Origin of the sequence: Brevibacterium sp. FAM 27836 (assembly GCF_051351055.1) — a bacterium.
Classification (GTDB): Bacteria; Actinomycetota; Actinomycetes; order Actinomycetales; family Brevibacteriaceae; genus Brevibacterium.
The window spans coordinates 3,266,075-3,279,878 of record NZ_CP195711.1; the positions used below are offsets into that span (position 1 = coordinate 3,266,075).

Sequence of the window (13,804 nt, forward strand, 5' to 3'; positions counted from 1 at the left end):
CTGCGGTTCAGCGTCCGGAGCGTTTCGTGCCTTTCGCCGCCGGAGCGCTCAACGGGTCCGCGGGCCACGGGTGCTTCGGGTATGCGCCCCTGTTCTCGGCCCTGACCTGGGCATACGCATTGGCCCAAAATGACGCGAGATCGCTGGTGACCGCCAAGGGGCGTCGGGCGGGGGAGAGCAGGTGCGCGGTGACGGCGACCCTGCCGTCGCAGATGCGGGGGATCTCGCTCCACCCGAAGCACTCTTGGAGCTTGACCGCGAGCACGGGGCCGGGGATCTGTTCCGGATCGACGAGATCGGGATCCGGGTAGTCCAGCCGAACCCGGGATCCGCTGGGCACCTCGAGGCGGCTCGGCACCAACTCCTCGAGGCGGGCCGCCTCCGGCCACGGCAGCAGCGTGCGCAGCGCGGAGACGAGGTCGACCCGCGCAGGGTCGGCACCCTTCGCAACCCGGTCGAGAGCTTCGGGGCACCAGTGGTCAAGCGTGTCCGTGAGGTGCTGCCAGCTGACCTCGGGCCACGGCTCGCCGAACACCAGCCGCAGCATCCCGAGTCTGGCCCGCAGCGCTTCGAAGGCCTCCGAGGGGCGCAGCACCTCCCGCGCCCCACGCTCACGCACGGATTCGGCGATGGCCCGGCGGGCGAGTTCGGGACCGGCCTGAATCGGGGTGGCCGAGAGCTCGATCCCGCCGAGGCGGCTGCGCCGGACCGCCCGCACCTTGCCGCCCTCGAAGCTCGCTGTCTCCTCCGTGCGGAGCAGGCCGGCACCGGCGAGTTCGGCAGTGTCCTGGTCGATGGGCACCGCGGAGCGGATGATCGCCCGCGAACCGGCCAGCCCCACCTCGGCGATGGCCAGCCACGGACTGCCCTGCAGGGAGGAATCCCGCGGCAGGCTCGCCGCGGTTCCCGATGCCAGCAGATAGTCGGAGTCCGAACCGCTGCGCAGCCGGGCGATCTGCAGCGGGAAGGACAGGGCGGTGATGAGCCCGAGATCGTCCGTGCCGAGGCGGCCGAGTCTGTCGAGCGCGGCGTCGTCGGGCGCTTCGGGTCCGCCGTCGCCGAACTGCCGGGCCATGCCGGTGAAGCGTTTCCGGTCCTGGACGAAGCGGGAATCCTTGCTGCTGCTGCGCAGCTGTCGCAGCAGTGCTGAGAGGTCGGCTCCGGGAGCGCGCTGGTCGGATTCGATGACGGCGGTCGCCTCAGCTGCGAGCGCGGGGGTGAGCAGCGCCGTGCCGTCGAGGAGGCCGCGTGCCGACCACACCGAGGCGGGAATCGCCGCAATCGCCCGCCCGGTCTCGGTGACGTGGAGCCCGGAGATCGGGAGGTCGGGTGCACCGCCTGACCCGTCCGTCGTGTCACTGACATCGACAGCGCCGATCGCCACGAGGTTGTCGATCGCCTGCCGCTTCGGTCCGGCCGGCAGCGGTTCGGGCAGCAGCGTCTCATCCCCACCCCACACCGCCAGGGCCAAGACCGCTGCGGTGAGGTCCGAGGTCGCAACCTCGGGCGGAGTGTGCTCGGGCAGGCTCGCCCAATCGGCCTCGGACAGGCAGCGATAGGCCACACCGGGCCCCTGTCTCGCGGCGCGACCGGAACGCTGAGTGCCCGAGGCCTTCGACTCGCGCATCGTCACCAGGCCGGACATGCGCCGACGTGTATCCAATCGCGGCCCGCGTGCGAGCCCGGAATCGACGACGATCCGCACACCCGGAACCGTCAGCGCCGATTCGGCGACCGAGGTCGAGACGATGACGCGACGGGAAGACTGCGACTCATGAGGGCGGAGGATCGCGTCCTGTTCCTTCGCCGGCGTCCGGCCGGTGAGCGTGTGCACCTCGACCGGCGCGGCGGGTTCCGTCCCGGACGACGCAGACTCGGACGAGGCTGACTCCAAACGCCGCCGCACCCGCACAGCCACTTCGTCGACCTCACGGGCACCGGGTGCGAAGACGAGCACATCACCGGACCCGTTCTCTTCGATCGCCCGCAGCGTCGTCGCCGCCAGGTGATCCAGGAAATCTCGGGTCACACCCCTGGCGTCGAGGGGCCGCTCCTTCGCCGGTGCCCACCGGATCTCCAGAGGATGGACGTCCGCGGCCACCGACAGCAGCGTCGCCGGCGACTGCAGACCCTCACCGAGGCGTGCAGCCCACAGTCGGGCATCGAGAGTCGCCGACATGACGACCACGGACAGGTCCTCGCGCAGATCCACCAGCTCCCGACACATCGCGAACATCAGATCGGTGTCCAACTGCCGCTCGTGCACCTCGTCGAGGATCACCCCCGACACCCCGGCCAGCTCCGGATCCCGCAGCATCCTGGCCATGAGCACACCGGTGGTGACGAACTCGATGCGTGTGCGCGCTGAGGTCCGCGAATCACCGCGGACCGTGAACCCCACCACCTCGCCGAGGCGGGTCCCCGTCAATGCGGCCAGTCGCCTGGCCGCCGCGCGGGCAGCCATCCGCCGCGGCTGGGTGACGATGATCCGCCCCGGTGCGGCGTCTGCACCGCCAGCAGCGGTCGCACCGGCCGCCAGGGCCAGGCGCTCGGCAATCATCGGCGGCACCACGGTGGTCTTACCGGTGCCGGGAGGAGCCTCGATGACCAATCGCGGGGGACCGGCCGCCTCGGCGAGGTGGAGCTCCTCGATGAGCGCGGCTGCGGGCAGGCCCGCACCGATGCGGGCGAGATCGAAGCTGTGCGGGGCGGACGGATCGGGCATGACACCAGTCTCTCAGCCGCGCGGCCCCACCCGCGCACTCAGCCCCACCCGCGCACGCGGCTGCGCGGCGCTCCTGGACGGGAGCCGACCAGTCATCCGGACGCATCCGGCCCACCGGCGCACGGACCGACAACGACCCGTGCGCGGAAGCGGCCCGTCACTGACTAGACTGGGGCACATGCGTATCGCCAGATTTGTGCATCAGGACGAACCCAAATACGGAGTCGTCGAGGGAGACGTGCCGCCGATCACCGACGGCAGCTGGGACACCTCGGGACTCGAACTCGCCGTCCTCGACTCGGACCCGTTCTTCTCACCGGCCCAATCGACGGGGGAGAGGCTGAAGCTCGACGATGTGCGTCTGGTCAGCCCCATCCTGCCGCGCTCGAAGGTCATCGGCGTCGGCCGCAACTTCGCCGACCACGCCGCCGAACTCGGCAACGAAGTGCCCGTATCACCGCTGACCTTCTTCAAACCCAACACCGCGGTCATCGGTCCCGGCGACCCCATCCGACTGCCGGCCATCAGCGAATACGTCTCCTATGAGGCCGAACTCGCGGTCATCATCGGCCGCGTCGCCAAGGGTGTGAAGGCCGAGAACGCCCTCGACCACGTCCTCGGCTACACAGCCGGCAACGACGTCACCCTGCGCGACATCCAGAAGGCCGACAAGCAGTGGTCGCGAGCGAAGGGCTTCGACACCTCCTGCCCGCTGGGTCCGTGGATCGAAACCGCACTCGACATCGACGATCTGAACATCCGCTCCTGGGTCGACGGAGACAAGAAGCAGGACGGCACCACCGCCGACTTCATCTTCGACATCCCGACTCTCATCGAACACCTGTCGGAGACGATCACCCTGCTGCCCGGCGATGTCATCCTCACCGGAACACCGGCCGGAGTCGGCCAGATCGTGTCCGGCAACCGCGTCGACATCGCCATCGAGGGACTCGGCGTCCTGTCGAACCCCGTCATGGACGCCTGAACCGCGCCACCGCGCACCGACTCACACACCACCGACTCACACCCGAGAAGAACACGCAAAGGACAATCGTGAGCGTCACAGTTCGTTTCTGCCCATCACCCACCGGCACTCCGCACGTCGGCATGGTCCGCACAGCCCTGTTCAACTGGGCTTACGCCAAGCACACCGGCGGCAAGTTCGTCTTCCGCATCGAGGACACCGACTCCGCCCGTGACTCTGAGGAGAGCTTCGGCCAGGTCGTCGAGGCCCTCAAATGGCTGGGCCTGGACTGGGACGAAGGCATCGAGGTCGGCGGCGTCAACGGACCCTACCGCCAATCGCAGCGCGGTGAGATCTACGCCGATGTCATCGCCAAGCTCAAGGCCGGCGGCCACATCTACGAGTCCTACTCGACGAACGAGGAGGTCGAAGCCCGGCACAGAGCCGCCGGGCGTGACCCGAAGCTCGGCTACGACGGCTTCGACCGGGACCTGACCGACGAGCAGAAGGCCGCCTTCCGCTCCGAAGGCCGCGAGCCGGTGTGGCGCGTGCGCATGCCCGATGAAGACATCACCTTCACCGACCTCGTCCGCGGCGAAATCACCTTCAAGGCCGGCACCGTGCCCGACTTCGTCGTCGTCCGCGCCACCGGGCAGCCGCTGTACACCCTGGTCAACCCCGTCGACGATGCACTCATGGGCGTGACTCATGTGCTCCGCGGCGAGGACATCCTGTCCTCGACCCCGCGCCAGATCGCGCTCTACGAACACCTCAAGGCGATCGGAATCGCCGAGGCGACCCCCGAGTTCGGCCACCTGCCCTACGTCATGGGCGAAGGCAACAAGAAGCTGTCCAAACGCGACCCGGAATCGAACCTGTTCCTCCACCGCGACAACGGCTTCATCCCCGAAGGCCTCATCAACTACCTCGCGCTGCTCGGCTGGTCGATCGGGCCCGACCGCGACATCTTCAGCGTCAAGGAATTCACCGAAGCCTTCGACATCCACGATGTCCTGCCCAACCCGGCCCGCTTCGACGTGAAGAAGGCCACCGCCATCAACGCCGACCACATCCGCATGCTCGAGACGGATGACTTCCGTGATCGACTGGTGCCCTACCTCCAGGCCGCCGAGGTGCTGCCGGAGACGCCGACGGAGGCTCAGCTGGCGATCCTCGACCAGGCGGCACCGCTCGTACAGACCCGGATGAAGCTGCTCGGCGAAGCCCCGGACCTGCTTGCGTTCCTCTTCACTCCCGACGCGGATCTCGTCATGGCCGAAGACGGGCTGAAGACGCTCAAAGACTCTGCTCCCGAAGTGCTCGCCGCCTCGCTCTCGGTCCTCGAAGGACTCGAGGAATGGACGACGGAGAAGCTCGAGGAAGTGCTCTCGGCGAAGCTCGTCGACGAGATGGAGATCAAACCGCGCCTGGCCTACGGTCCGCTGCGCGTGGCCGTGTCCGGCCGCAAGGTCTCCCCGCCGCTGTTCGAGTCGATGGAGATCCTCGGCAAGGACTCCTCGCTCACCCGCCTCAAGGCGCTGGCCGCACAGCTGTGACCATGGTCGAACAGACGAACTGGACCCGCGGGGGACTGCACTTCTCCGATATCGTCATCGACGCGCCCTTCGACCATTTCGGACGGTCGGACGATGGACCGGGGACGGCCGCCTCGGTGGGTGCCACCTCGGGCGGGATGACCTCGCCGCCGGTCAACCTGCCGCAGACGCTGACCGTGTTCGCACGGATCATCGCGACCGAGCCGGCGAGCACCAAGCCCTACCTCGTCTTTCTGCAGGGCGGACCCGGCGTCGAGGCCCCGCGGCCGGTGACACCGGTGAGCCCCGGCAGCTGGGTGGCCCGAGCGCTCGAGGAATTCCAGGTCGTCATGCTCGACCAGCGGGGGACCGGCCGGTCGAACCCGATCGGTTCGGTCGACGGGACGATCACCGGGTTGGAGTCCGTCGGAGATGACCCGGCCGCGATCGCCGAGGCGCTCTCGTACTTCCGAGCCGACTCGATCGTCGAGGATGCAGAGATCCTGCGCGGCCACCTCGGCGTGGAATCCTGGTCGCTGCTCGGCCAGTCCTTTGGGGGTTTCACCACCCTGCGGTACGTCTCAGCGCATGCGTCTTCGCTCGACGAAGTGTACTTCACGGGCGGTCTGCCGGCGATCGGCCTCGACCCGGCCGCCGTGTACGGGCGGACGTGGGAAGGCATGATCGGCAAGTCTGAGCAGCACTATCGGACCTTCCCCGGCGACCGGGAGAAGATGCGTCGTCTGGTTGATCTCGCGTCGGCCGGCGAGGGCATCGCCCTGCCCGGAGGAGCACGCGCGACGCCCGAGCGGATCCGTCTGCTCGGGCACTTCCTCGGAGCCTCCGACGGACCGGAGAAGCTGCACTATCTGCTCGACCTTGATCCCGCCTCGGCGGCGTTCCGGCACGATCTGGCCGCGTCCCTGCCGTTCTCGGGACGCAACCCGCTCTACGCGGTCATCCACGAATCGTGTTGGGCCGACGGCACGGTGACGAACTGGGCCGCGCGACGGGCGATGCCCGACGCCGTCGCCGAGGATCCCACTCTGCTGGCCGGCGAACATGCCGGGCCCGAATCCCTCCACGAGGATCCCGAGCTCGCGCCGTTCGCCGAGGTGGCCGACCTCGTTGCCGTTCGTCAGTGGCCGAGGCTCTACGACGTCGATGCGCTGCGGGCCGCCGAAGTCCGCGGTGCTGCGGCGGTGTACTACGAGGACGCCTACGTGCCCGTGGAGCACTCGCTGGCCACTGCCGAGCACCTTTCCGGGGTGCAGGCGTGGGTGACGAACGAGTACGAGCACAACGGGCTGCGAGCCGACGGCTACCGAGTCCTCGACCGGCTCATCGGGCTCGCCCGCGGGTGAGGCCGGCGTGTTAAGAAGCTCACACTGAAAAGGAGCCCCGGAAATTTGTCGTGAGGCGGGGTGCTTGTGTAGAGTTATATCTCGTTGCTCAGGGAAAATCCCCACGGGGATGACCTTGAAAAACATTGGGCTATGGTGTAATTGGCAGCACGAGTGATTCTGGTTCATTTAGTCTAGGTTCAAGTCCTGGTAGCCCAGCGGACATCATCCGGAGGAGTCTCCAGGTGAGTGGTCTGAGCCCCCGTCGTCTAGTGGCCTAGGACGCCGCCCTCTCAAGGCGGTAACGGCAGTTCGAATCTGCTCGGGGGTACGGTTGAGCCCCGCATCGAAGTTTCGGTGCGGGGCTCACTCTAATTCACGGGGCCTGAGCTCGGCAGGATCGCCGGCCTCCCCCGGGGCGGCGATCTGCCCGAGCCGCGGCGGCGGACTCAGCGGGAGACGGAGTCGGCGATCTTCTTCGTGTTCTCGGCCGTCTTGATGTTCGACACGATGAGCTCGAGCACGAGACGCACGCCGATGACCCACAGCGCCGGAATGATCCAGCCGAAGACGATCGAGAGGATCAGCGGCAGGACGTTGAAGCTCGGGCCGTCGTTGAAGTAGCTCGCCGTCGTACCGGCGACGACTCCAGCGCTGATGCCGGCGACGATGGTGCCGAGGTACGAAAGCGCGGCGACGATCATCGCGATGATGTAGATGAAGCCCGCCCACTTCACCGCAATGAAGTTGTCGAAGCGGATGTCGAACAGCGACTTGAAGAATCCGGCCTGAGCGGGTGCCTGCTGCGGGGCCTGCCCGTACGCGGGCTGACCGTAGACCGGCTGACCATACGCCTGCTGGTCGTAGGCCTGCTGCTGGCCCGCGCCCTGCTGATAGGCGCCGGGCTGTGAGTAGGAGCCCTGCTGGTACGACGGAGACTGGTAGGCGTTGGGATCATACGTTCCCTGCTGGTAGGCGGCCTGTTGGGCCTGGCCCTGGCCCTGTCCCTGATCGCCGGCGCCTGCGCCCTGGCTCTCGGAAAGCTGTTCATTGGGGGTGGGCTGCCCCTCGGGAAGCGGTTCATTCGGATTGGGCTGACCGCTGTTGGGGTCGTTCGGGTTCGGCTGGCCGGTGTTCGGGTCGTTCGGATTCTGAGGAGTCGACATGTTCGTCCCTTTCGCGAATGGAGAGCGGTCCGTCCGGATTGCACTCCCTGGCTATCTGCCTGTAGTCGCAACCTATCAGGGCACCCTTTCAGAGGGAACGTCGTCCGTCATGTTGACAGAGACAGGAGAAACGACGATTCAGACGGCATCCTCCGGAGCGGAGTCCGCACTCGCCGACGAGGATCCCGCGCGGGGCCGCAGGCCGATGCTCCACTCGACGGCGAGCTCGTCTCCGGGTGCGACGACGTCGAAATCCTCGCCTGGAATTCCGGCGGCGAATGCGTTCGGCGGACAGGTCATCGGCTCGATCGCGATCGCCCGCCGGGCCAGATCCGCGCCGAGTCCATCACCGGTGCACACCTGCCAGGTGCGGAAACCAGGGTCCATCCCGATGATGACCTCACGATCGTCGGCGCCCTTGAGCCGGGCGCGTGACCATGCATCGTCCCCGCGCCGAGGCGAACCGAAGGCATCATCGAGCACCGTGTCACCGATCGTGCGCAGCGCCCGGAAGTCCTTGCACACGATGCACGCTGACTCATCGGCTGCATGGTCGGCCGGGATCACCGTGCCGTCATCGAAAGGACGGACGTCGGTCGGGATGAGTCGTTCATCGGTCTCGAACCAGGTCGTGGCGGGAACGACCAGCTGGGCGTCGTCGACTGCGCCGCCGGAGGAGTCCGAGCCGGGGCCGCCAGAGGAGCCCGAGCCCTTGCCGCCGGAAGAGTGAGTACCGGGACCGTCGGGGGAGTGCGAGCCGGGAGAGATCCACGGGTGGAAACCGAAACCGAACGGAGCCCGACCCGACCCCGTATTGCGGGCACGGGCGCGGACGCTCAGCCCCTCCTCGGCGAGCTCGTAGACGATGCGGAGTGCGAAGGCGAACGGGTAACCCTCCGCAGGCTCCAGTGTGTAGTCGAGGCTGACGGTGGACTCGGACCGCTGCGTCACCGTCCACTCGACGTCGGCGACGAGGCCATGCAGCGCGGTATTGTTGCCGGGCTCGGTGATCGGAAGCTGATGATTTCGCCCGTCGAAATCGAAGCGCCCACCGGCGATCCGGTTCGGCCACGGCGCGAGCACGGCACCGTCGAAAGCCTCCATCGGCACCACGATCGGGCGATCGCCGACGGTGAAGCTGAGCAGGGCCGCACCGATGGGGGAGACGACTGCCGTGGACTCGGTGCAGACGAGTTCGATGCTGGTGGTCATAGGTCTCCGGAGTCGGCGATGGCGGTGGGAGGATTCGTTGCCGATATTCTACGCTGTCCGCCGTCGCCGCAGCGGGCGGATGTTAGCATTATGATCGAAAATGATAACGTTTGGGAGGTCTGATGCCAGCGTCGCATCGCCGGACGAATCTGTCCGATGGTCGTGAGGTCCTGTTCTTCCAGGACCCCGACTCACCAGCACCGACGATCGCCGCGGACCCCCGTCCCGACGAATCCCGGCCGGCCAGCGGCGCCCTGCGCTTCGATGTGCTCACCGGCGAATGGGTGGCCGTGGCCACGCACCGACAGTCGCGCACTCACCTGCCCGCCGCCGCCGACTGCCCGCTGTGCCCGTCGACGACCGATCGGCCCACCGAAGTCCCGGCCGAGGACTTCGACGTCGTCGTCTTCGAGAACCGATTCCCCTCGCTGGGACCCGACCTCGGCGAGGTCCCGCCCGTGACGACCGTCGACGAGGCCCTCGCCGAGGCGGCACCCAGTTCCGGTGACACCGCCACCGGGGCCGACGCAGCCGCCGTCGAATCCGTGAGAGCCGCACTGTCGGCGCCCGGGTACGGCCGCTGCGAAGTCGTCGTGTTCTCCTCCGAACACAACGGCTCCTTCGCCGAGCTCGGCACCGCCCGCGCTCGCACCGTCATCGACGCCTGGGCGCATCGGACAGCCGAACTGTCGGCCCTGCCGGGCATCGAACAGGTCTTCATGTTCGAGAACCGGGGCGAGGAGATCGGGGTGACGATGAACCACCCGCACGGTCAGATCTATGCTTACCCGTATGTCACTCCGCACACGGCGATCACCTCGGCCCGGGCGCAGCAGCATCTGCGGGCGAGCGGCCGGGCGCTGATGGGAGACGTGCTGGCCTTCGAACGCGAGTCGGGGGAGCGGATGGTCCTCGAATCCGAACACTTCTCCGCTTTCGTGCCCTTCGCCGCCCGCTGGCCGATCGAAGTCCATATCGTCCCTCACCGGCAGGTGGGCAGCCTCGACGAACTCGATGAGGTCGAACGCGACGATCTGGCTCGAACCTACCCCGAAGTGCTGCGGCGCATCGACGGCCTCTATCCGACGCCCACCCCCTATATCGCGGCCTGGCATCAGGCGCCGGTCAACAGCGAGGATCGCGACGCCGAATGGCTCCACCTCGAAATCACGAGTCCGCGGAGAGCCGAAGCCAAACTCAAGTTCCTCGCCGGCTCCGAAGCGGCCATGGGTGCCTTCGTCGGCGACGTCTCGGCCGAAGAGACCGCGGCACGGCTGCGTGCAGTGCCGAATGCGGACACCGAAGCGACCGGCACGGTCGACGACTCGAACGAAGGCAGAAGCCGATGAGCGCAGCAGCACCGACCCCCGAGAGCCTTTCGACGGAGTTCGAGACCCTCTTCGGATATGCGCCGCTCGGCTGCTACCGCGCGCCCGGACGCGTGAACATCATCGGCGAGCACACGGACTACAACAACGGCTTCGTGCTGCCCATCGCCATCGACAGGGCCGTGTACGTGGCCATCGGACGGCGTCCCGCGCACAACACCGAAGAAGCCGACGAAGGCGCACTCGGGCGAAACCACGCGAACGACACGGGCAGAGGAAGTGCACAGCCGCCTCGGTGCGGGGAGAGCATTCGCATCATCTCCGACCACCGCGACGAATCGGGCGAACGCGTCAGCGGACAGTTCACGGCTGCAGAGCTGACCCCCGGAACGCTGCCCGGCTGGCTCAGCCACCCGGCCGGCGTCGTCGACGAAATCGCCAAGACGACCGGCACGATGGTCGGCGGAGTCGACCTCTACATCGAATCGACCGTCCCCGTCGGTGCGGGACTGTCGTCATCGCACGCCCTCGAAGTGGCGGTGCTCATCGCCCTCGACGAGGTCTTTGGGCTCGGGCTCGACGACCGGGAGAAGGTGCTGCTGACCCAGCGGGCCGAGAACGACTTCGTCGGCGCACCGACAGGAATCGTCGACCAGGCCGCGTCGATCATGACCGAGGCCGGACATGCGCTGTTCCTCGACTGCCGCGACCTCAGCGCCCGCCAGATCCCCTTCGACCTCGACGCCGAAGGGCTCAGACTGCTCGTCATCGACACCCGCGTCTCCCACTCGCACAGCGAAAGCGGATACGGGGCCCGGAGGAAGACCTGCGAGGACGTCGCCGCACTCTGTGGCGTCGAGAGCCTGCGGGAACTCGCCGACGATGTCGACCTCACCGGTTTCACCGAGGAGCAGCGCAAGCGGGTGCGCCACGTCCTCGCCGAGAACGCTCGCGTCCGCGCCACCGTCGAACTCCTCACAGACAGCAGATCGTCGACAGGCGCCGACCATGACGCTCGCGTCCAGGCGATCGGCGATCTGCTGGTGGCTTCTCACGAGTCCCTGGCCCATGACTACGAGGTCTCATGCGTCGAGCTCGATGCCGCCGTGACGGCGGCGCTGGGAGCCGGGGCGATCGGGGCGCGGATGATCGGCGGCGGTTTCGGCGGATCGGCGATTGCGCTCATCGACGCTGCTGAAGTCGACGCTGTCGGGCAGGCCGTGACCGCGGCCTTCGCCGAACTCGGATACCGGGCACCGGACATCTTCGCCGTCAGCGCGGGACGAGGAGCCGGCCGGTTCGAGTGACCCGGCGCCGGGCCGCCCCCATGAACCAGCAGTGAAACCGACGGATCGGCAGGCGTGATGCCTGCCGGTCCGTCGGTTTCGTCACCGGATGCGCGTGAGGAGCGCCCTCATCGCGGCTGGGCCCTGAACTGCACCAGCTGCGAACTGCAGTGTCAGTCGTTGTCCGGGGCCGCCTCGGTGCCGGTGACGTCATCGGTGGTCTCGACGATCCGGATCGGTCGCACCTTGGCCCAGGCGAGGAAGAGTGCGGCCGCGATGATGAGGCCGATTCCGGTCCACAGGTTCGCGTCGATGCCTCCCGTCCGCTCCGCCTCATCGGGAGTGAAGTCGACGATGCCGGCGATCGTGAGGACGATCCCGAAGATCCCCAGCAGCACGCCGATGAAATTGCGGATGTCGAAGGCGCCCGCGGTCTTGGTCAGTTCGTTCGAATTGCTCATTGGATTCACTGGCTCCTTCACCCGAAGGTCACGTTGAGGATGATGACGAGGACGAGCGCGGCTCCGGCCACCGGGACCGGACGCTTCCACACCGGCGGCTTCGGCTCGTTGAAGTCCTCGAAGTCGGCCTTCGGAGTCTCGGAGTAGACGAGTCCGCGCAGCTCATGGGCAGGCTTCGGTGCCGTCCGGAAGGTGACGATCACCGAGAGGAGGATATCGACGACGAAGGCCGTGCTGGCGGCGAGGAACGCCGCGCCCTGGCCCGGCAGGTCGAAGACCCCGGTCTCGCTGAGGATGAAGACCGCGACGGCCGAGAGCGTACCGCCGACCAGACCGACCCAACCGGCGGTTGCGGACATCCGCTTCCAGAACATACCGAGGATGAACGTGGCGAACAGCGGCGCGTTGAAGAAGCCGAACAGCGTCTGCAGGTAGTCCATGAGGTTGGAGAAGTTGCCGGCGATGAGCGCGGTGAAGATCGCGACGATGCAGGCGCCGATCGTGGCGAAGCGGCCGACCTTGAGGTAGTAGTCGTCCTCGCGGTCCTTGACCACGTACTGCTGCCACAGGTCGTAGCTGAAGACGGTGTTGAACGCGGAGATGTTCGCGGCCATTCCGGCCATGAATGCGGCGAGGAGACCGGCGATCGCGACGCCCAGCAGGCCGTTGGGCAGCACCTCGCGCATGAGCAGCAGGAGCGCATCGTTGTAGGTCACTCCCGTCTCGGCGGCGGCGCTGGCCTCGCCGACGGAGGCGGAGATCTCCTTGAACTTCGACAGCTGGGTGACGAGGACGGCGGCGATCATGCCGGGGATGACGACGATGAAGGGGATGAGCATCTTCGGGAATGCACCGAGGATCGGTGTCATCCGCGCGGCATTGATGCTCTTCGAGGCCATGGCCCGCTGGACTTCGACGAAGTTCGTCGTCCAGTAGCCGAAGGAGAGGACGAAGCCGAGACCGAAGACGATGCCGACGACCGAGAGCACGGGGTTGGCGAAACCGGAAAGCTGCTCACCGGGCCAGCTGCTCAGCTGCTCGGCACCGAGCATGCCGTCGTTGCTCACCTTCTCCACGAGGCCGTCCCAGCCGCCGACCCGGTTCAGCCCGATGATCGTCAGCGGCAGAAGGGCTGCGACGATGACGAAGAACTGGAGCACCTCGTTGTAGATCGCTGCGGTCAGTCCGCCGAGGGTGATGTAGGACAGGACGATGACCGCGGCGACGACGAGGGCGATCCACAGCGGCCACCCGAGCAGACGGTTGACGATCGTGCCGAGCAGGAAGAGGTTGACGCCGGCGATGAGGATCTGCGCGACCGCGAACGACAGCGCATTGACCAGGTGAGCACCCGGACCGAAGCGCTTGCGCATGAACTCCGGTACGGATCTGACCTTCGACCCGTAGTAGAAGGGCATCATGACGACGCCGAGGAAGAGCATCGCCGGCACCGCTCCGATCCAGAAGTAGTGCATCGTCGGCATGCCGTACTGAGCGCCGGTGGCCGACATGCCCATGATCTCCACGGCACCGAGGTTGGCCGAGACGAACGCGAGAGCCGTGACCCACGCCGGAAGGCTCCGGCCCGAGAGGAGGAACTCGATGCTCGAGGAGATCCCGCGTTTGGCGAACCACCCGATTCCGAGGACGAAGATGAAGTAGATCGCAATCAGCAGATAGTCGATCCACTGTGCGTCCAAGCGGATTGCTTCCAAGGTTCCTCCAACAGCGTCGGTGAATGGTCGTCTGTGGTCTGAGCCACCCAAACCGACACTTTAGAGGAT

Annotated in this window: 10 protein-coding genes and 2 tRNA genes; 7 read left to right on the forward strand and 5 right to left on the reverse strand. The window is 67.1% G+C overall.

What is annotated here, in order from left to right; translation table 11 throughout:
* Window positions 1-7 precede the first annotated feature (7 nt).
* Window positions 8-2,725: an ATP-dependent helicase HrpB gene (gene hrpB / locus ACSE4D_RS14625; RefSeq protein ID WP_436326149.1), complete on the reverse strand. Its 2,718-nt coding sequence runs from the start codon at window positions 2,723-2,725 to the stop codon at window positions 8-10.
* A gap of 178 nt (window positions 2,726-2,903) precedes the next feature.
* Here hrpB and ACSE4D_RS14630 point away from each other — a divergent pair, with 178 nt between their 5' ends.
* From ACSE4D_RS14630 to ACSE4D_RS14650, 5 genes are all read left to right on the forward strand, one after another.
* Entirely contained in the window at window positions 2,904-3,710 is an 807-nt protein-coding gene (locus tag ACSE4D_RS14630; RefSeq protein WP_426937374.1) for a fumarylacetoacetate hydrolase family protein, read from the forward strand.
* 122 nt (window positions 3,711-3,832) lie between these two features.
* Window positions 3,833-5,245: a glutamate--tRNA ligase gene (gene gltX / locus ACSE4D_RS14635; RefSeq protein ID WP_426937499.1), complete on the forward strand. Its 1,413-nt coding sequence runs from the start codon at window positions 3,833-3,835 to the stop codon at window positions 5,243-5,245.
* Between the two features lie 2 nt (window positions 5,246-5,247).
* Window positions 5,248-6,588: an alpha/beta fold hydrolase gene (locus ACSE4D_RS14640; protein ID WP_426937375.1), complete on the forward strand. Its 1,341-nt coding sequence runs from the start codon at window positions 5,248-5,250 to the stop codon at window positions 6,586-6,588.
* Window positions 6,589-6,714: 126 nt separating this feature from the next.
* Window positions 6,715-6,786: transfer RNA gene (locus tag ACSE4D_RS14645), tRNA-Gln, on the forward strand.
* A gap of 39 nt (window positions 6,787-6,825) precedes the next feature.
* A tRNA-Glu gene (locus tag ACSE4D_RS14650) sits at window positions 6,826-6,898 on the forward strand.
* 118 nt (window positions 6,899-7,016) lie between these two features.
* On the opposite strand, the gene ACSE4D_RS14655 is transcribed toward ACSE4D_RS14650, so the two are convergent.
* The gene (locus ACSE4D_RS14655) at window positions 7,017-7,733 is read right to left on the reverse strand and encodes a DUF4282 domain-containing protein (protein WP_135539523.1); all 717 of its coding nucleotides are present in this window, start codon (window positions 7,731-7,733) and stop codon (window positions 7,017-7,019) included.
* Between the two features lie 138 nt (window positions 7,734-7,871).
* Window positions 7,872-8,945 (reverse strand): aldose 1-epimerase family protein, encoded by a 1,074-nt coding sequence (locus ACSE4D_RS14660; RefSeq protein WP_436326150.1) that lies wholly within the window; start codon window positions 8,943-8,945, stop codon window positions 7,872-7,874.
* A gap of 122 nt (window positions 8,946-9,067) precedes the next feature.
* Between ACSE4D_RS14660 and galT the strand changes: the two genes are divergently transcribed.
* Window positions 9,068-10,294, forward strand: coding sequence for a galactose-1-phosphate uridylyltransferase (gene galT, locus ACSE4D_RS14665; RefSeq protein ID WP_436326151.1), 1,227 nt, complete (start codon window positions 9,068-9,070; stop codon window positions 10,292-10,294).
* The gene (galK, locus tag ACSE4D_RS14670) at window positions 10,291-11,580 is read left to right on the forward strand and encodes a galactokinase (protein WP_436326152.1); all 1,290 of its coding nucleotides are present in this window, start codon (window positions 10,291-10,293) and stop codon (window positions 11,578-11,580) included. Before galT ends, galK begins: the two co-directional genes overlap by 4 nt.
* Window positions 11,581-11,732: 152 nt before the next feature.
* On the opposite strand, the gene ACSE4D_RS14675 is transcribed toward galK, so the two are convergent.
* Together ACSE4D_RS14675 and ACSE4D_RS14680 are read right to left on the reverse strand one after the other, a co-directional pair.
* The gene (locus ACSE4D_RS14675; RefSeq protein WP_135539515.1) at window positions 11,733-12,020 is read right to left on the reverse strand and encodes a hypothetical protein; all 288 of its coding nucleotides are present in this window, start codon (window positions 12,018-12,020) and stop codon (window positions 11,733-11,735) included.
* Between the two features lie 17 nt (window positions 12,021-12,037).
* The gene (locus ACSE4D_RS14680) at window positions 12,038-13,735 is read right to left on the reverse strand and encodes a sodium:solute symporter family protein (RefSeq protein WP_135539514.1); all 1,698 of its coding nucleotides are present in this window, start codon (window positions 13,733-13,735) and stop codon (window positions 12,038-12,040) included.
* Window positions 13,736-13,804: the final 69 nt, after the last annotated feature.

Bases quoted from the DNA above. Each gene is read 5' to 3' on its own strand.
- hrpB (WP_436326149.1), bottom strand. From the start codon at position 2,725: ATGCCCGATCCGTCCGCCCCGCACAGCTTCGATCTCGCCCGCATCGGT.
- ACSE4D_RS14630 (WP_426937374.1), top strand. From the start codon at position 2,904: ATGCGTATCGCCAGATTTGTGCATCAGGACGAACCCAAATACGGAGTC.
- gltX (WP_426937499.1), top strand. From the start codon at position 3,833: ATGGTCCGCACAGCCCTGTTCAACTGGGCTTACGCCAAGCACACCGGC.
- ACSE4D_RS14640 (WP_426937375.1), top strand. From the start codon at position 5,248: ATGGTCGAACAGACGAACTGGACCCGCGGGGGACTGCACTTCTCCGAT.
- ACSE4D_RS14655 (WP_135539523.1), bottom strand. From the start codon at position 7,733: ATGTCGACTCCTCAGAATCCGAACGACCCGAACACCGGCCAGCCGAAC.
- ACSE4D_RS14660 (WP_436326150.1), bottom strand. From the start codon at position 8,945: ATGACCACCAGCATCGAACTCGTCTGCACCGAGTCCACGGCAGTCGTC.
- galT (WP_436326151.1), top strand. From the start codon at position 9,068: ATGCCAGCGTCGCATCGCCGGACGAATCTGTCCGATGGTCGTGAGGTC.
- galK (WP_436326152.1), top strand. From the start codon at position 10,291: ATGAGCGCAGCAGCACCGACCCCCGAGAGCCTTTCGACGGAGTTCGAG.
- ACSE4D_RS14675 (WP_135539515.1), bottom strand. From the start codon at position 12,020: ATGAGCAATTCGAACGAACTGACCAAGACCGCGGGCGCCTTCGACATC.